Below are 18,310 nucleotides of genomic sequence, written 5' to 3'. Positions count from 1 at the left end.
AGTAATAATTTTCTTTTCCTCAACGAAAACTATTACTGACCTTTGGCTCCTTTATTATACATAAATACAATAAAAACAAAGTATCCTCCTTAAATCATTTGATAGCCATTTTTATTATCTACCTGCCATCTCCACGAATCTATACACATCTCTTCTAATCCATATTCTGCTTCCCATCCTAATTCTCGCTTCGCTTTAGATACATCAGCAAAACATATTGCTACGTCCCCAGGACGACGCCCGATAATTTTATAAGGTATTTTTTTGCCCGAGACCTTCTCAAAAGCATTAACCATCTCCAATACACTATACCCTTTCCCTGTGCCAAGGTTATATGCATCTATTCCTGTAGTTTCAAGTACTTTCTCAAGTGCCTTTACATGTCCTTTTGCAAGGTCAACAACGTGAATATAATCACGGACACCTGTCCCGTCTCTTGTTGGATAGTCATTTCCAAATATATTTAATTCCTTTAATTTCCCTACCGCTACTTGTGTTACATATGGCATTAAATTATCCGGAATCCCATTTGGATCTTCTCCGATACGGCCACTTTGATGCGCCCCAAATGGGTTGAAATAACGAAGTAACGCGATACTCCATTCACCATCAGCTTTTGCAACATCACGCATAATTTGCTCTATCATTAACTTTGTTTGCCCGTATGGATTTGTCACGCTTAATGGAAATTCTTCCGTAATTGGTGATGTTTTTGGAATTCCATATACAGTTGCAGACGAACTAAAAATAAATTTTTTCACATTATGCTTTTGCATTACATCACATAATATGATCGTACTTATAATATTATTATAATAATATGTAAGCGGAATTGTAGTAGATTCCCCAACTGCTTTGAAGCCAGCAAAATGAATAACTGCTTCAATGTTATTTTCCAAAAAAATCTCATTCATTTTTTCACGATTTAAAACACTTTCATTATAAAATTTAAATTGTTTCCCTGTTATTTCTTTTACTCGGTTTAAAGACTCTATTGAACTATTTGAAAGATTATCTACGACTATAATTTTATAATTATTATTTAATAATTCTATACACGTATGACTACCAATATATCCTGCTCCACCCGTTATAAGTATCGCCATATATATAGTCCCCCACTTATCATCAATTATAAAATCTCAATACACATCTATCCTATCATATTCCAAGATTGAAATTCTAAATATTTTAAATTTTCTTTTTTATATAAAAAAAGCTACATAACCTTTAAGTTATGTAGCTCTTCAACATCTATATTTGTCTATATCATTTTTTATTACTCAAAAATTTTAGTAAAAGCTATTCGGACGTTCCGGTTTGTTAAATTACGTAACAATATACACTTAGAAAATGCGCAAGACTACCTAACAATACAAAAACATGAAAAATTTCATGGTGTCCCATATATTTAAACTCCAACCATTTTGGCTTCGCACCGTAAATAAACCCACCAATTGTATAAAAAATGCCTCCAAGTACTAAGAAAATAATACCTCCTGTACTTAAATTCTCAGCTAGCGGTGCAAAGAATAGAACAATTAACCAACCCATCAGAAGATAAATTGCTGTCGATAACCATCTTGGACAATTAAACCAAAACATTTTAAAAACAATACCCAAAATCGCAGTTGCATAAACTAAACAAAATAATAGTAAACCATTTGCCGAGTTTAATGTAATTAAGCAAAAGGGTGCATATGTACCTGCAATTAATATAAAAATCATAGAATGATCTAGTTTCCTAAAGAAATAAATAACACGTTCACTGGCTACAACACTATGATACACAGCTGACGCCATATAAAGGACCATCATCCCGATACCAAATAAAATAACGGCTGTAATTGCAGCAACAGATGGCATCTTAACAGAAACCTTCACAAGCATAGCTAATAATGCAATAAATGATAATACAGCTCCTCCTAAGTGAGTAAATGCATTAACTGGTTCTCTTACATAAGCATTCATATAAACACCCCTCATATAATTACATGTAGTTTTCATAACTACATGTAATTATATACACATTATGCGCACGGGTCAACATTTACAATTCATTTGTTTCGTAATACCATATTTAAAGATATACTAAACATTAAGTTCCACTAAGTTATAAAAGTGAGGGGTTCTACGTGGAAAATATAAATAAATTACTTGAATCATTACATTTAGAAAAAAGTATTAAACTTGAGGATATCCCAAATGTCGACTTATATGTAGACCAAGTTGTCCAACTATTTGAGAATACTTATGCGGATACAACGAGAACTGATGATGAAAAAGTATTAACAAAAACAATGATTAACAATTACGCAAAAGGGAAATTATTCATCCCTATCAAAAATAAAAAGTATTCAAAAGAACATATGATTTTAATCAGCTTAATTTATCAATTAAAAGGAGCTCTTTCCATTAATGATATAAAAAGCTCCTTAGAAAATATAAATGCACCGTTAATAAACGATGATACATTCGAATTAAATACTCTATATAAAGATTACCTTTCTCTTACTGACACCAATGTGGAAAGCTTTAAGCAAGACGTGAATAACCGTGTTAAGGAAGTAAACGAGGTTTCTTCCTTAGAAGATCCAAAGCTAGAAAAGTTTTTATTACTAACATCCTTCGTGACTATGAGTAATATGTATAGACGTTTAGCAGAGAAACTAGTTGATGACCTCAAAGAAACTTAAACAAAAAACTATCCACCTGTTAGAGGTGGATAGTTTTTTGTTTACTTAATTGCTTCATGAACCTTTAATTGTTTCCCTTTAATCGTTGTGTTTTTCATGATTTTTAAAACAAGTGGTCCTTTTCCATTTAATATTTCAACGTAAGAAACATTGTCTTGTATTGTAATAATTCCTATATCTTCTGCTGTAACACCTTTAATTTTAGCAATTGTACCGACGAAATCTACCGCCCTAATTTTCTTTTTCTTCCCGCCATTAAAGTACAATTTCATAATTCCTTTGTTTAGATCTGCATTTTTATCTTTCTTTATAATTGGTTTAGCATGTATCTTTTCCTCAAATACTGCTTTCCCTTTCATAACTTCTTCTTTTGAAGGTGCAAGTGCCTTTGGAATTTCAAAGCCAATGTACTCCTCAATCTCTTCTAAAAATCTATTTTCATACGGCGTCATGAATGTAATAGCTTTCCCGTTATTACCAGCTCGTCCCGTTCTTCCCGTACGATGTACATAACTTTCTTTTTCTAATGGAATATCATAGTTAATAACATGTGTAATATTATCAATATCAATTCCTCTAGCAGCTACGTCTGTCGCTACTAAATAACGGAACTTTCCTTTTCTAAAATCGTCCATAACTTCAAAACGATCTTCTTGTACCATACCACCATGTATTTTGTCACAAGGATAGTTAACCCGCTTTAACTGTTGAAATACGTGATCTACATTTTCTTGCGTACGGCAAAAAATAATACAACTATCTGGATTCTCAATCGTTGTTACATCTTTAAGAAGTGAAAGCTTCTCCTCTTCTCTCGTCTCAAAAAGTGTATGTTCAATTTTATCTGTTGTAATCCCGGCAGCCTTAATTTCAATATGAGTTGGAGAGCCCATATACTTACGAGATAACTTTTCAACATCTTCTGGAAGTGTTGCTGAAAATAGCATTGTCATTCGTTTTTTAGGTAATTCGTCAATAATTGCCTCTACCTGATCGATAAAACCCATATTTAGCATTTCATCTGCTTCATCAATAACTAAGTACTTCAAACGGTCTAAAGAAAGAGTGCCTTTTTCAATATGATCTAACACACGGCCAGGAGTCCCAACTACAATATGTGTTTTTTGCTTTAACTCTAATTTTTGACGTGCAAATGGAGATTTACCATAAACTGCAGCGGCCTTAATTCTTTTGAAGCGGCCTATATTCGTAATATCTTCTTTTACTTGCACCGCAAGCTCTCTCGTCGGTGTTAAAACTAAAGCTTGTGGCTTATTCTCTTCCCACTCCACCATTTCACAAAGTGGTATGCCAAATGAAGCGGTTTTTCCACTTCCAGTCTGTGATTTCACGACAAGGTCTTTCTTTTGCAAGGCAACTGGAATAACCTCTCCTTGCACTTCCGTTGGATGTTCATATCCTAAACCAGTAAGTGCTCGTATTATTTCTTTACTTAATGCATAATTACTAAAGCTTTTTTTATTCATATATTAACCTCATTTGAATTTTATATTTAAATAACCCTATTCTCCATATCTCACGTCGAGTTATACTAAGATACTATATTACACCAATGTTTTTAATTTATCTAAGTATAATTCTTAAATAATAAAAGGCAGCCCTAATAATAAGTCTGCCCTTCTAAACTATATTCATTTCTATCCCGCTATTTGTGGGCAGTAAACGCCCGATTGGTGAAGGCTAATAATCAGTGGGGGGATGAACAAAACCCCCACTGATTAAAGTTTCACTTTATGGGACTAATTTTTTTACAACCGGTATTCTTTGCAACACTAAAGTGATTAACATACTAAGGACAATTGTAATCATCACATTAATAGGTATCGCCAAGATTGCATGTACATGTTCATTTACCTTTGGAAAGACCCTGTACAGATAGTTATTTAATAAGAAAAAGTGAAGGATATAAATACCAAGGCTCGTTTGATTTATACCGCGTAATAAAAATGGTAATTCCCTTTCCGAATTTTGGAAATAATATTTAAAGAATATAAATAAGCCAATTGTCATAAGTACAACACCTGGAGCAAAGTATCCATACCAAAACTGGTCCAATTGTCCATTTGCTTGGACTGTATAGTAATATGTAATAAAGAATGTAGTACTAAATCCTACGATTCCTCCGACGTAAGCGATAGTCCTCCATTTTTTAACAATATCATAATTTGATAAATAATAACCAAGTAGAAAATATCCTACATAATTCGTAACATAAAATAATTCAATATTAAAGTTAATAGGGTAATAATATTTTGCTAAATTAACCACAACAGATGCATATATCCATAAAATTAAAAAATACTCTATCTCCCTCTTTTGAGCATTCTTCACAAAAATTTTCAGTAAAGGTGTAATTAAGTATATCCCTACAATCATGTACATGAACCATAAATGTCCACCAATACTATCTGTTAGAAAATACTTTATCCCCTGMTTTATCGAACGTGGGAAATATCCCGCATAAGCCCCGTATAAGTAAAATAAAGCACTCCAAGCTACAAAAGGTATAATTACCTTACTTGCACGCTTCCGTATAAAATCACCAATAGAAATGTCTTTCGTTCCCTTTAATAATAAAGCACCACTAATCATCACAAAAATTGGAACACTGGCACGTGAAATTGATTCAAAAAGGTTACCAGCCATCCAGCGCGACACGTTATTTGCATCTAACATGGAAACATAGCCAGCAGCAACATGAATTGTAACGACTGCAATTGTCGCTAATACACGCAACCAATCCATATACACTAATCGGTTCATTAACACCCCTCCTAAATTTACATATTTAATTTTTTATTTACCACACATAATTTTATATTAAATTCCGATATATTAAAACAAATTGTGACGATATCAACCTATAACAAACCTAAATAAACTTAATTTTTTAATATAAACATTAAAACCTTTGACTTATTAGTGAAAATAATGTAAATTATCTTTTGGACGAACATTTTCAAAGAAACTAAATAAAATATTCGTATTTTAGGGGTGTAAATGATGGAAAACGTATTTGACTATGAAGATATTCAATTAATTCCTGCAAAATGTATTGTAAATAGCCGATCCGAATGTGATACAACTGTCACTTTAGGAAAACATAAATTTAAATTACCTGTCGTACCTGCAAATATGCAAACGATTATTGATGAAAGAATCGCAACTTATTTAGCTGAAAATAATTACTTCTACATCATGCATCGTTTTCAACCAGAGAAACGAATTTCATTCATTAGAGATATGCAATCACGTGGATTAATTTCTTCAATCAGCGTTGGTGTTAAAGAAGACGAGTACGAATTCGTACAACAATTAGCTGCTGAGCAACTTTCACCTGAATACATTACAATCGATATCGCACATGGTCACTCTAACGCTGTGATCAACATGATTCAACATATTAAAAAACATTTACCAGAAAGCTTCGTTATCGCTGGAAACGTTGGAACTCCAGAAGCGGTAAGAGAATTAGAAAACGCTGGTGCTGATGCAACAAAAGTTGGCATTGGACCTGGTAAAGTTTGTATTACTAAAATTAAAACAGGCTTTGGAACTGGCGGTTGGCAGCTAGCTGCACTTCGCTGGTGTGCAAAAGCTGCAAGTAAGCCAATTATCGCTGACGGTGGTATTCGTACACATGGCGACGTAGCTAAATCAATTCGATTTGGAGCAACTATGGTTATGGTCGGTTCTCTATTCGCAGGTCATGAAGAGTCTCCAGGGGAAACAATCGAAAAAGATGGCAAACTTTATAAAGAGTACTTCGGTTCAGCTTCTGAATTCCAAAAAGGTGAGAAGAAAAACGTTGAAGGTAAGAAAATGTTCGTTGAGCATAAAGGTTCTTTAGAAGACACTTTAATCGAAATGGAACAAGATCTTCAATCTTCTATCTCTTACGCTGGTGGAACAAAATTAGACGCAATTCGTACTGTAGATTATGTAGTCGTGAAAAACTCTATTTTCAACGGTGACAAAGTATATTAATTTATAAATTTAACTAGAAGGACAAGCATAAAAAATGCTTGTCCTTCTTTTTCATGTATAAAAATGTAAAATATTTTCATTTCACTGAATTTTCTAGTATCATGTTTTTAGATACTTATAATAAGGGGGATATAACAAATGAAAAATGTAATTGAGAAACGCCTTATTCGCGCGGAAGTCCCTACTGAATTGACATGGGACCTTTCTGATTTATACGAATCTGATAAAGAGTGGGAAACTGCATTACGTGTATTAACAGACGATATAAAAAAACTTGATGCATTTAAAGGACAATTACACACTAGCCCCGCTACCTTATTAAATTGCCTACTTTTAGAAGAAGAGCTTTTAATGAAGTTAACAAAACTCGGCGCATATGCAAATTTAAAAGAATCCGCTGATCGTACAGATTCAGTTATTCAAGCGAACTCTTCCAAAACTTCCGCTCTAGGAACGAATGTACATACCGCACTATCCTTTATTCATAACGAAATTCTCTCACTTAAGGAGGGAATAATTGAAAAATATTTAACTGAGGAAATAAAACTTGAACCTTTCCGTAAATCATTACTAGAGATACTCAAAAAGAGGCAGCACACTCTCTCTCCTGAAACAGAAGAAGCTCTTGCTGCACTCGGCGAAGTTCATAGTTCACCCTACAAAATTTACGGCATGACTAAATTAGCCGATATGGATTTCCCTTCTATACAAGATGAACAGGGAAATGATTTGCCTGTATCGTTTGCATTATTCGAAAGCAAATATGAATTTTCTCCAAGCGCATATATACGTAAAAAAGCATATTCATCATTTGTTTCCACATTGAAACGATATAAAAATACAGTTGCAACAACATATGCTACTGAAGTAAAAAAACAAGTGGCGCTTTCTCGTTTGCGCAAGTACGAGTCCGTTACCCATATGCTTTTAGAACCTCAAAAAGTTCCACTTGAAATGTATAACAACCAACTAGATATTATTTATAACGAATTAGCGCCTCATATGCGCCGTTTTGCAGATTTAAAAAAGAATGTATTAGGGGTTAATCAAATGCTTTTCTGTGACTTACATGCACCGTTAGATCCTGAATTTAATCCAACAATCACTTACGAAGAAGCTGGCAAACTCATTCAAGATTCTTTAAAAGTATTAGGAAATGAATATAGTTCCATTATCGAAAAGGGCTTCAAAGAAAGATGGGTAGACCTTGCAGATAACGTAGGAAAATCAACAGGTGCCTTCTGCTCTAGCCCATACGGTTCTCACCCTTATATTTTAATTACATGGCAGGGTACGATGCGCGGGTGTTTCACATTAGCTCATGAATTTGGACATGCTGGTCATTTTTATTTAGCAAATAAAAATCAGCGCATTATGAATGTACGTCCTTCTATGTACTTTGTTGAAGCTCCATCAACGATGAATGAATTACTATTAGCTCAGCATTTACTTGCGACTACTGAAGATAAGAGAATGCGCAGATGGGTTATTCTGCAACTACTCGGCACATATTACCACAACTTCGTTACCCATCTACTTGAGGGAGAATATCAAAGAAGAGTATACGCTCTAGCAGAAGAAGGGCAAGCACTCACAGCTACAACTTTAACTGAAATAAAAACAAAGGTCCTTTCGACATTCTGGGGAGATTCCGTAGAAATTGATGAAGGCGCTGGTTTAACATGGATGCGTCAACCTCACTATTATATGGGCTTATATTCTTACACATATTCAGCAGGCCTAACTGCATCTACCGCTGTAGCCCAAATGATTCAGGAAGAGGGACAGCCTGCTGTTGATCGCTGGCTCAACGTACTCCGCGCAGGCGGTACGATGAAACCACTCGAATTAATGAAACACGCTGGAGTAGACATGTCAAAACCAGATGCAATCCGTAAAGCTGTTTCTTACGTCGGTTCCTTAATTGATGAACTAGAGCACTCTTATCAAGAATAAAAATAAGCCCTCGTTTTATGAGGGCTTATTCTATATTTACTTTCCAAATCTTTTGCGGTATCCGCACTTTCTACACAGTTCTTCTACTGCAACCCTTTTGGAAAATCCATCTACAATATTTTGCGCTCTATCGCCTTCAATAATATTAGAGAATGAATCATTATTAATATTTCCAAGGTTAATAATTCCCTCACCATCTAAACAGCAAGGAATAACCGTTCCGTTCGCTAAGATTCCAGCCTGATTACGAAGTCCATGACAGAAGCCTTTTCCATCATCCTCTTCTTCATGTAATGCTGGCCACTGGAATTCATAATCTTGATTAATAAATACACGTTCTGCAATTTTTATACCTTTTCCTGGTGTAAGCTTCTCTTCAATGTTATAAGAAAGATCAAATTCATTTTCGATAATAGATAATAAATCTCTATTCCGTTGAATTTCAAGATTCGTTTTGTTATCCTGAGTTAAATTCCACAACCTTAGCGAAACAATTAAATCCGATTGACTTGTCGCCTCTCTAATGAAAGAAAGTATACTCCTTACATAGCCCTCTTTATCTTGCGATCCTGGGTGTCCATCAAAACTGTGCAGTGAAAAATTCATTTGTCTTAACGCAGGCTTATTTAACAGTCTATGTCTTCTCTTATTAATTAACGTTCCGTTCGTTGTAATGTTAACTTTAAACCCTTTTTCATGGCTTAAATCTAATAGTTGATCTATTTTCGGATGGAGCAATGGCTCACCCTTCACGTGCAAATAGATGTAGTCTGTGTGAGGTTTAATTTGGTCTAATCTTTTAGCAAAATCCTCCACAGAAATGAATTGCTTCTGCCTTTCCGTCGGCGGACAAAAGCTGCACGCAAGATTACATACACTCGTAATCTCCAAGTAAAACTTTTTAAACTTCTTCACCTTTAATTCCTCACTTCTATGACTACTTATACTTTTTTCCTCTTCATATTACAACACACTTTTTTATAAATAGAAACATACTTATTTTAGGAAACCTTCGTACTACCTATTAATGTTTAAAAGACCATCGGTGGTTTTTGTCCAATGGTCTTTTTTACTCTTTATATACAAAGGAAAAATTTATTTATGATACGGTTCACCGTAACGTGTTTAATAGCGAATTTATATATTAATTTATGGGTGATATACTCCCACCTGTTTTAGATACTTTATACACATTACCATTCCTCCCTATAAAGAATATATCATTTTCAATAATATTTATCCGTTCTATTGTACTTCCATAATTTTCGATTGAAATCTTATTCTTAGTACCATTCTTTATATCTATCCGATGAATAAATTCTTCATCATTATCCGAACTATTATAATAAATTTCGTCATTATTAAGATTTACTGAGGTGTGGTAACTTACATTTTCAAGCACTTGTCTTTCCATTAAATTTTTATCTATATTATATCTAGATACTTCATAATCATCATTAAGAACAATATAATTTTGAGTTACAGAAAAAGATCTAAAATCACTTAGTAATGATTTTGTTTTTTCCTTATTTGTACCATCTAAATTCATTCGATAGATTTCATACCTTTCTTCCGGAATATCAACCTTATCTTTATAGTAAATAAAATTATCATTAATGTAAAAGAATGACGTATGAACTAATTTTGTTTTGTTTGTACCGTCTACCTTAATCCTATAAAGTGCCTTTTCATCCGTATGGGATGTTTTATCTTGGATTTCTATTAAATAATAAATCCAATCACCATTTACAATCATATTCTCAATTCTAAAAATATTATGGCTATCTCCCAAAGCTTGTTCAATTTGTGTATCATTATATTCTTTTGCATGATTAGTTATTTTTTGTTTATTTTTACCATCCAAATTAACCCTATATATCTCCATCCCATTATGCATTTTAGAGTACGCAGCATAATAAACCCAATCACCTACAACATTAATATAATACGGTCTATCATCACTTAATTTAGTCTTTTTACTACCATCTTTCTGCATTTTATATAATGTTAGGTCCTTCGAATGATAGTAAATCCAGTCCCCTTGATTTGCTACAACTCCTCCATTTACAATATTCCCCATGGAATTCCCCATGGAATTATTAGGTTCCTTGTTCACATTCTTAACATCTTTTTTAGATGCTCTTTCTTCTTCTACTTTTCCTTCTTCTTTTGCCTTAGCCTCTTTTTTCGCTTTTTCCTCTTCTTTTGCCTTAGCCTCTTTTTTCGCTTTTTCCTCTTCTTTTGCCTTAGCCTCTTTTTTCACTTTTTCCTCTTCTTTTGCTTTTGCTTCTTCTTTCGCTTTTTCCTCTTCTTTTGCCTTAGCCTCTTTTTTCACTTTTTCCTCTTCTTTTGCTTTTGCTTCTTCTTTCGCTTTTGCTTCTTCCCTTTTTAGTTCTATTGCTGCAATTTGTTGTTTTTCCTTTTTATTATATTTAGGTGCAGATAATATCGATAGACTTAGACAAAGAACTGCACTTATACCAAATAAAATAGCACTTTTCAGCCTTAATCTTTTTCCTTTTGTAAAAATTAATTTTGGGAAAAATAATCCTATAATCCAAATAAACAAACAGATAAAGAACAGGAATAAAAACATTAACTGTAAATTATTACGATGTATTCCCGTAGAAAACGAGATAATCCCCAAACATATAGCTAAACTTATAATAAAAATATACACTTTGAACACGACTGAACGATTTTTCTCTTTTCCTTTTAACCACCATAAAACTAAATTAGGATTGAACAATCCTGTTATTAGTAAAGTAATTGCACAAATTGCTACAATTATACTTAAAATAAAACCTATTGTAGAAAGCATACATATCCCCCTTTACAAAATTAACCACATAAAATTATAACATTATTTTTATATCTGAAAATAATGTTATAATATTCGTAAATTAAATTTTAGAATTCCATCCATAAATAAAACCTTATCCGATTCATTCTCGGATAAGGTTTTTTGTAAACAATGTTTCTGATTATATTCATCAAACTGTAGTTCTATAAACTCTATTTTTCTCTTCGCATCCAACTTAATTTCCTTAATAAAAAGATGGAGCAAAATTTTCTTTTGTTCAGCTGGCACAACAATCAACAAGTCTTTCAAATTTTTCATTACACTTTTTACATACTCATATGAAAGGGGCTTTTGGGGTTCATCATCCAACTTATACAGAATCTCTGATTTGCGAATTGAAAGCTTTTCTTGTTCTTCTTGCAGTTCATGTAGCCGAGAAGAAAACATTTCTTTCTCTATAAAATCATCTTCGTAAAGTGCAAAATATTTTTTACGTTTGCTTTCAAGTTGTTCGATCCATTTTTCTATAGCAGATAATTCTTGCCTCATCGGCTTAATACTCTCTTTCTTCCGCTTATTCGTAGCAGTTATGATATCTTTGAGAATGCTTTTCTCATTTACCACTTCTGTTAATCGCTCCATGACATGTTGTTCTGCATAATTTGCTCTTACACTATTGGCATTACATACAGAGCTTCCTTTACTACGGAAGGCTCCACAGGAATAATATCTTCTAATTACTATTGTTCCATCTTTCAACTTACTTTTCGTCCTACTCGCAACCATAGACGCCCCACATTTTGGGCATTTCATAAGTCCGGTCAGTAGAAATCTTCCATCAAAATTCCTAATACCAGTATGAGATTTTTTCTGTTGAATGGCTTGTACCTTATCCCATAGCTCTAAGCTAATAATAGGCTGATGGTCTCCCTGCTCTTGAATAAAATTCTCGTTCTTTCCTTTTCTTCGATGCTCATTCCATCCTTCAAAACGGTTGAATCGAATTTTTCCAATATAGATAGGGTTTAACAGAATTTGCTTTACAGAATCTGTACTGAATGTATTACCCTTTTTTGTTTTATATCCTTCATAATTAATTTTATTAGCAATTGCCTTTAATCCTTTACCAGATGCATACAGTTCAAATATCTTGCGAACGATGACTGCTTCTTCGTCTACAATTACTAATTTTGTTCCTTTACTGTGCTTTCCTTTAGCATCAACAGAAATACTTTTATAGCCTAGAACAACCCCACCATTCCATTTCCCTTCGCGTGCTCTCTGTTTCATACCCATTCTGACATTATCTACAATTGTATTCCTTTCTAATTCCCCTACAGCCCCCATCATTTGAAGGGCAAATTTCCCCATAGGAGTTTCTGTTTCAAAGTTCTCACTAAAAGAACGAAATGATATATTATATTTGCTTAATTCTTCTACAATACGAAGAAGATCTATTGTCTTTCGAGCTAGACGTGAAATTTTCCAAACAACTAACTCATCAAATTCATGATTCTTTGCATCACGTAACATCCTCTGAAGTTCATATCTACCATTGATTGACTTACCACTAACTCCACGATCTACATATTCTTTTGTAAGTAATTTCCCATGCATTTTACAGTAATTCCGTAATGTTTCCAGTTGCGCATCGATGGAATACCCATGTTCTGCTTGCTCCTCTGTGCTGACCCTTGCATAAATAGCTACTCTTATGAGATGTTGCATACATAACCCTCTTCACTTTTCACATTTTTATGATAAATTGTAAAAATATCTATCTCTTGTTTCTCGTTTTTATCCAACTTCATTTCGATATTCTGTACTTTTTGCTTTTCATCCAATACGATTTTGTGAATAACAGATGCTAAAAATTCTTTTTTCTTTTCATTATTTTCCTCAAATAACAATTGATGTAAATTAGTAAAAATTTGATCTATATCTTTCTTTGAAGAAGATGTTTTATTTTTATAATTTTCAAACTCTTCTAGTTGTTGTTTTTCCCGAATTAACTTCTCCATCTCTTGTTTGATGATAATTAGTTTCTTTTTAAATACTTTGGCCGAAATGTGTTCCTCTTCAAATTCACTAAACAGCCGCTCCTTTTTTATTTTTAGTTCTTCCTCTTGTTCCAATAATATCTTTAAACTCAGTCTTTTCTCTTTATCATCATCCATAATTCCTTTATTTTTACATAAAGATTCAGTGACGTTTTGTTGATCTATAATATTTTTTATACTTTTATATACCTGTTGCTCTATATAATCTGCTTGAATAGGTAAAAAGCTACAGGCATTGGTTCCTTTATTGATACGTTTACTACATGAATAGTAACGATAAATCCTTACGGATTCTTGATTATTTCGTAATACTTTTCCTGTACCTACACCTACCATAGAACTTTGACATATCGGACAAAAGAGAAGGGAAGAAAGGACATATACAACCTTTTTTGTATAATCTCTTTTTTGTTGTTTGCTTTTTTGTTTCATACGAAACTGTACTGTCTCCCATATCTCACTTGAAACAATAGGTATATGCTTTCCATTTACAATCTGTTCTTTATTTTCTTCATGAAAACGGATTTTTCCAATGTAGACAACATTTCTTAAAATTTTACGAACAGTTCCAATTGAGAAAGCCTTATTATACTTAGTACGAATACCCTTGCTATTCAGTTTATTTACAATTGCTTTATATCCACTACCTTCTGCATACCATTGAAAAATTTGCCGAATCAGTTTTGCCTCTGATTCATTTACCACTAAATTAGATTCTCGACCCTTTTCTAAACAAGCAGCCTTCGAGATTACATTATATCCTAGAATTCTTGCACCGCAGTATTCCCCTTGTCTGTCCCTTTGCTTCCGTCCAAGTCTAGAATTCTCCAAAATTGTATGCCTTTCTAGTTGCCCAACTGCTCCTAACATTTGTAGGGTAAAGTTGCCTATTGGAGTACTACTGTCAAATTTTTCACTTAGACTTCTCACTGTTACCCCACAACTTTTAAGTACCTCGACAATATGAAGTAAATCCACCAAATTCCTTGCCAATCGATTGCTCTTCCATATAATCACTTCTTGAAACTGTCCCTGTTTCGCATCATGTAGCATTTGCTGGAGGGAGCTTCTTCCCTTTATACTTTTTCCTGATATTCCAACATCTCCATATACGTTGTATACACTAAGGTCATTATTCGTACAATACTCTACAAGTAGCTGCTTTTGCGCTTCAATACTAAAACCATATTCAGCCTGCTCATATGTACTTACACGAATATACAGCGCAACTTGAATACTCATATAAATCACCTCATGCTATATCTTTTTGGTCTATAGGAAGATCTTCAATGTATACTTGCTCTTCATCATCATTTCTCGCTATTTTGTTATGATGTGTAACAATTAATTCAGCTAATAATTCTACAAAATATTTATAATTATGATCTGTATATTTCATATTGATCCTCCTACAAATTTATAATATCTATTTCAACTTGATTTCAATTCAGTTACCAAAGCTTTTGGGGCCAGAGGGGCTCATCATATACTCAATACGCCCCTTCATCCCCCCAAAATGTATACTAGATTCCCTTAGCCTCTACTACATTAGGCCAAATATTACCTTTTTGGTCTGGTTGATTTTCAATCGTTAAAAGAACTTTTTTTTCTCGTAATTTCCCTAATGAAAACCCCACACTAGGTTCATCATTTAAAATTCCAGTCACAATCGGATATAATCGACCCCCTTTATGCATAGAGCTGCTTGCTACAAAAGAAACCGGCTCATTTTTTCCCAATATTCGGAAAGTTATAGTGACCCTTACCCATCCTTCCTGCTTCAAACCTTTGACTTCCTCTACAATAGCCTTATGCTTTCCTGGCCTTATGTTAGTAATAAAACAGGTACTATGAACAACTAATAAGTCATCTTCTTCATTTGATCCTTCATTTTCATCTTCGAATTCCTCTGGCTCTTCAATTTCTAGCTCAATCTCTTCTTCCATATCATCAGTAACCTCTTCCTCCCATTCAAAATCCTCATTTTCCATATCTAACTCATTTAATAATGATAAATTACGCTTTCTCTTTTTCATAATAGTTATCTCCTTTGATTTTAATATTATAATTAAATAATTTTAATAACCTAGTTATTATTACTAATTTCTATATCTAGTGTATGTCGATGCAAATGTAACAATCTTGGCCTGTCATTCAACTTATTTGTACTGGGAATTTTCTTCTTAATGGTACGATGTACTTTTCCATTACCATCTTTCTCAACTCGTATCATATCCTCTTCCTCTAAATTTTTTAAGAGAATATATTCACTAACAGGAAACTCTTTGCCCCGAATTCTTTGCAACTTATGTACCTCATCCATAACATTTTTAAATTTTAGGTAATAGTAATCCTTATCATAAAAAACTACAGGATTATTAAGTAAAAGCTCATGATCCGTATCTTCTAAATTTCTTGCATGTATCTTAGAATTAGCGATAAGGTACGCTAAACTCTTTATAAATATTTCAACTGGTTTGTCCTCACTAACGAGTTTATGCTGTTGCTGAATCATACTGGTTAGGATCTTTTTCGCATTACTCAGGCGTACTTCCGCTTTCTGTGCCGAAAGTACACTGATAGATTTCATAAACTCCAGCATCATTTCATAACCAATACATAACCAAGCAGCAGCATCCACAAGCCTACCATGTACATGTTGCTTAAACTCTATCCGATACTTCGTAAACATACCTTGTAGCTTAGTGGGCAGTTCATCCATTTGAGGAATTAACCATTTGATATATCCCAACATTGCCTCTTGTAAGTATTCTACATTCTCTTGCGCTACAGATAATTTTTCAAGGTTCACCTCGCCAGGTTTTACTTCTACTCCTAAAAAGCGAGCTACAGAAGATTGACCTTTAGGTATATCCTCCCCTGTTACAGTTGCCAATCCCATAGGCCTATAAGTCTTTTGTAAATCTGTGTTTGCCTTCATTCTTCCCCTGCCAACTCGATCACCATAAATCCTTAGGATTTTTTGTGCCATGTCATCCATGGCCAGCTTTTGATTTCGATTAGTTGATGGATGATAATCATCAACTAACATTAATACATCTTTAGCAAGAAATGTCCTTTTTTCAACGGCATTAAACGTGTCTTTAAAACTAGCAGGTGGATGATTCATAAATTGCCCGAAGTGGGATAAAAATACTAAATTCAGAGATGTTTTTTGCGATCCTGTCATACCATATATCCATAACAAAAATTTAGGCTCAATATTTGCTCTTCTAGCCGCTTCCAACAAAGGTGCTAAATATACCATGGCAATCATGGGCATCGTTATCTGTAGTGGTGCAATACTTTGTAATTTATAACTTGCGATTGTTGCCTTCTTTATATCAGTTACCTGATTAGGTAAACAATACCGATTTAATTCTTCATCAATCTCTACATAAGCATTGCCGCCACCTATACAACCATTAGAGTGTAAGAATACATACTCTCCATTTTGAATTCGTCTCCACCCTAAATGCTGATATATTTCTACTCTTTCTATCCCTTCTCCCATGTGCTGGATCATTTCTCTTACCAATGATTTCGCCCCATTTGAAGATGAAATAATGGCTTGTACCCCCCATTTGTTTAATGGCCAGGACATAGAATCAAAATCATCTATAGGTACTTGAATAGTTGGTAGCAAGCTCCCACCTTTAAGGATACCTGTTATTTCTAAATACTTTTCAATTTCAAGGCCATTGTCTTTTACGATTTCCTTTACGGGTCGTGCAACAAAATTAGCAATTTGATATTCATTCCCTTTATTCCCAATTGCCAACATCTCGCCTTCCTCACCTAAATCAAACTTCTTATTTTTACTAACGCATTTTATATAAGGAGAATATATAGGATTTTCAGGATAAGATTTTTGTAAATTCTCTTCCTTATTTTTATCTAGAGTTTTCAAATGTTTACTGTTTTTATTACCTTTCATACTATCCGCCTCCTTCTTTCAACTTGCTTGCTTTGAATAGTTTTTATCATACAATCAAAAAAACATGTTGTAAAACACTCAAACGGATGATAAAATATAAAAATTTAATATTATTCCCTCAAAAGGCAAAAATATTCCGCGATTATTCCTTGAAAAACAAAAAAATATAAATATACCCTTTATTACCAACGGAATAGAACGGAATATTGTATCCGAAAGCACTCACTGACCATTTCGAAAAAAAAAAGATAAATTCTAATAAAAAAAATTCTAATTTTTTTTTACTATCCTACTGAATTTATACCTCATCTGATAAAAAGGAGCATGTTATAAATGACAAAACAACTTACAAAACAGGATCGTCAAACCTGGTTAATCGCTATTATTGATGAACATCAACCCACTAATCATGAGGAAGTCAGAAAATTACTATATGATGCTTGTGAGATAAACGTTGCACAATCTACCATTAGTAAAGATTTTGAAGAGTTAAAAATTGAAAAATCTAAATCTGGTTACTACATACTCGGGAAAGAGCATAGAACAAGAAAAAATAGAGCATTTCTTCATGAACTCATGGATGTACATATTATAGATAGAAAGCGATTTACGAAATTGCAAATAGGAATTGAAAGCAACTATGATATGGCAAACACACTTGGTTTATTCTTAAAAAGCCGTTTTAAAAAAGAAATTATGGGCTACCTTTCTGAAAAAAACTTTTTAATGATTTATTGTCGGGATGAAAATAGTGCTAAAAACGTATGGAAATTTATACAAAAACCTGAAAAAAAGAAAAGATAATATATTTATAAAAAAGAAGGTTTTGCATAAAACCTTCTTTTTTATA

Annotated in this window: 15 protein-coding genes; 4 read left to right on the top strand and 11 right to left on the bottom strand. The window is 33.4% G+C overall.

What is annotated here, in order from left to right:
- Window positions 1-89 precede the first annotated feature (89 nt).
- Both galE and trhA read right to left on the bottom strand, forming a co-directional pair.
- The gene (galE, locus tag AC1DTM_RS01225; RefSeq protein WP_016106789.1) at window positions 90-1,106 is read right to left on the bottom strand and encodes a UDP-glucose 4-epimerase GalE; all 1,017 of its coding nucleotides are present in this window, start codon (window positions 1,104-1,106) and stop codon (window positions 90-92) included.
- A 217-nt stretch (window positions 1,107-1,323) separates the two neighbouring features.
- Window positions 1,324-1,971, bottom strand: coding sequence for a PAQR family membrane homeostasis protein TrhA (gene trhA / locus AC1DTM_RS01220; RefSeq protein WP_002159679.1), 648 nt, complete (start codon window positions 1,969-1,971; stop codon window positions 1,324-1,326).
- A 164-nt stretch (window positions 1,972-2,135) separates the two neighbouring features.
- On the opposite strand from trhA, the gene AC1DTM_RS01215 reads away from it, so the two are divergent.
- Window positions 2,136-2,696, top strand: coding sequence for a DUF1836 domain-containing protein (locus AC1DTM_RS01215; RefSeq protein ID WP_002035007.1), 561 nt, complete (start codon window positions 2,136-2,138; stop codon window positions 2,694-2,696).
- A gap of 41 nt (window positions 2,697-2,737) precedes the next feature.
- Here the strand turns inward: AC1DTM_RS01215 and AC1DTM_RS01210 are convergent, their stop codons facing one another.
- Window positions 2,738-4,183 carry a DEAD/DEAH box helicase gene (locus tag AC1DTM_RS01210; RefSeq protein WP_016106790.1) on the bottom strand — a complete coding sequence of 482 codons (1,446 nt, stop codon included), beginning with the start codon at window positions 4,181-4,183 and terminating at the stop codon, window positions 2,738-2,740.
- Between the two features lie 265 nt (window positions 4,184-4,448).
- Complete coding sequence (locus tag AC1DTM_RS01205; protein ID WP_476999976.1) at window positions 4,449-5,480, bottom strand: acyltransferase; 1,032 nt, start codon at window positions 5,478-5,480, stop codon at window positions 4,449-4,451.
- A 240-nt stretch (window positions 5,481-5,720) separates the two neighbouring features.
- Between AC1DTM_RS01205 and guaC the strand changes: the two genes are divergently transcribed.
- Both guaC and pepF read left to right on the top strand, forming a co-directional pair.
- A complete protein-coding gene (gene guaC / locus AC1DTM_RS01200; RefSeq protein WP_088099754.1) occupies window positions 5,721-6,704 on the top strand; it encodes a GMP reductase in 984 nt (327 codons plus the stop codon).
- A 138-nt stretch (window positions 6,705-6,842) separates the two neighbouring features.
- Window positions 6,843-8,660: an oligoendopeptidase F gene (gene pepF, locus AC1DTM_RS01195; protein ID WP_476999975.1), complete on the top strand. Its 1,818-nt coding sequence runs from the start codon at window positions 6,843-6,845 to the stop codon at window positions 8,658-8,660.
- 36 nt (window positions 8,661-8,696) lie between these two features.
- On the opposite strand, the gene AC1DTM_RS01190 is transcribed toward pepF, so the two are convergent.
- The 7 genes from AC1DTM_RS01190 to AC1DTM_RS01160 all read right to left on the bottom strand — a co-directional run bounded on the left by AC1DTM_RS01190 (window position 8,697) and on the right by AC1DTM_RS01160 (window position 17,460).
- A complete protein-coding gene (locus AC1DTM_RS01190) occupies window positions 8,697-9,575 on the bottom strand; it encodes a radical SAM/SPASM domain-containing protein (protein ID WP_002159675.1) in 879 nt (292 codons plus the stop codon).
- 229 nt (window positions 9,576-9,804) lie between these two features.
- Window positions 9,805-11,481, bottom strand: coding sequence for a DUF5050 domain-containing protein (locus tag AC1DTM_RS01185; protein ID WP_476999974.1), 1,677 nt, complete (start codon window positions 11,479-11,481; stop codon window positions 9,805-9,807).
- Window positions 11,482-11,547: 66 nt separating this feature from the next.
- A complete protein-coding gene (locus AC1DTM_RS01180; protein ID WP_476999973.1) occupies window positions 11,548-13,191 on the bottom strand; it encodes a recombinase family protein in 1,644 nt (547 codons plus the stop codon).
- Entirely contained in the window at window positions 13,176-14,765 is a 1,590-nt protein-coding gene (locus tag AC1DTM_RS01175; RefSeq protein ID WP_476999972.1) for a recombinase family protein, read from the bottom strand. Before AC1DTM_RS01175 ends, AC1DTM_RS01180 begins: the two co-directional genes overlap by 16 nt.
- A 10-nt stretch (window positions 14,766-14,775) precedes the next feature.
- Window positions 14,776-14,922 carry a hypothetical protein gene (locus AC1DTM_RS01170; protein WP_476999971.1) on the bottom strand — a complete coding sequence of 49 codons (147 nt, stop codon included), beginning with the start codon at window positions 14,920-14,922 and terminating at the stop codon, window positions 14,776-14,778.
- A 124-nt stretch (window positions 14,923-15,046) separates the two neighbouring features.
- Window positions 15,047-15,559, bottom strand: coding sequence for a hypothetical protein (locus tag AC1DTM_RS01165; RefSeq protein WP_476999970.1), 513 nt, complete (start codon window positions 15,557-15,559; stop codon window positions 15,047-15,049).
- Window positions 15,560-15,609: 50 nt separating this feature from the next.
- Window positions 15,610-17,460 carry a hypothetical protein gene (locus tag AC1DTM_RS01160; RefSeq protein ID WP_476999969.1) on the bottom strand — a complete coding sequence of 617 codons (1,851 nt, stop codon included), beginning with the start codon at window positions 17,458-17,460 and terminating at the stop codon, window positions 15,610-15,612.
- Window positions 17,461-17,793: 333 nt separating this feature from the next.
- Between AC1DTM_RS01160 and AC1DTM_RS01155 the strand changes: the two genes are divergently transcribed.
- A complete protein-coding gene (locus AC1DTM_RS01155) occupies window positions 17,794-18,264 on the top strand; it encodes an arginine repressor (protein ID WP_476999968.1) in 471 nt (156 codons plus the stop codon).
- Window positions 18,265-18,310: the final 46 nt, after the last annotated feature.

The sequence above is a fragment of the Bacillus sp. P4_D3 genome (genome assembly GCF_056401855.1).
This window is presented reverse-complemented; position numbering and strand designations above follow the sequence as displayed.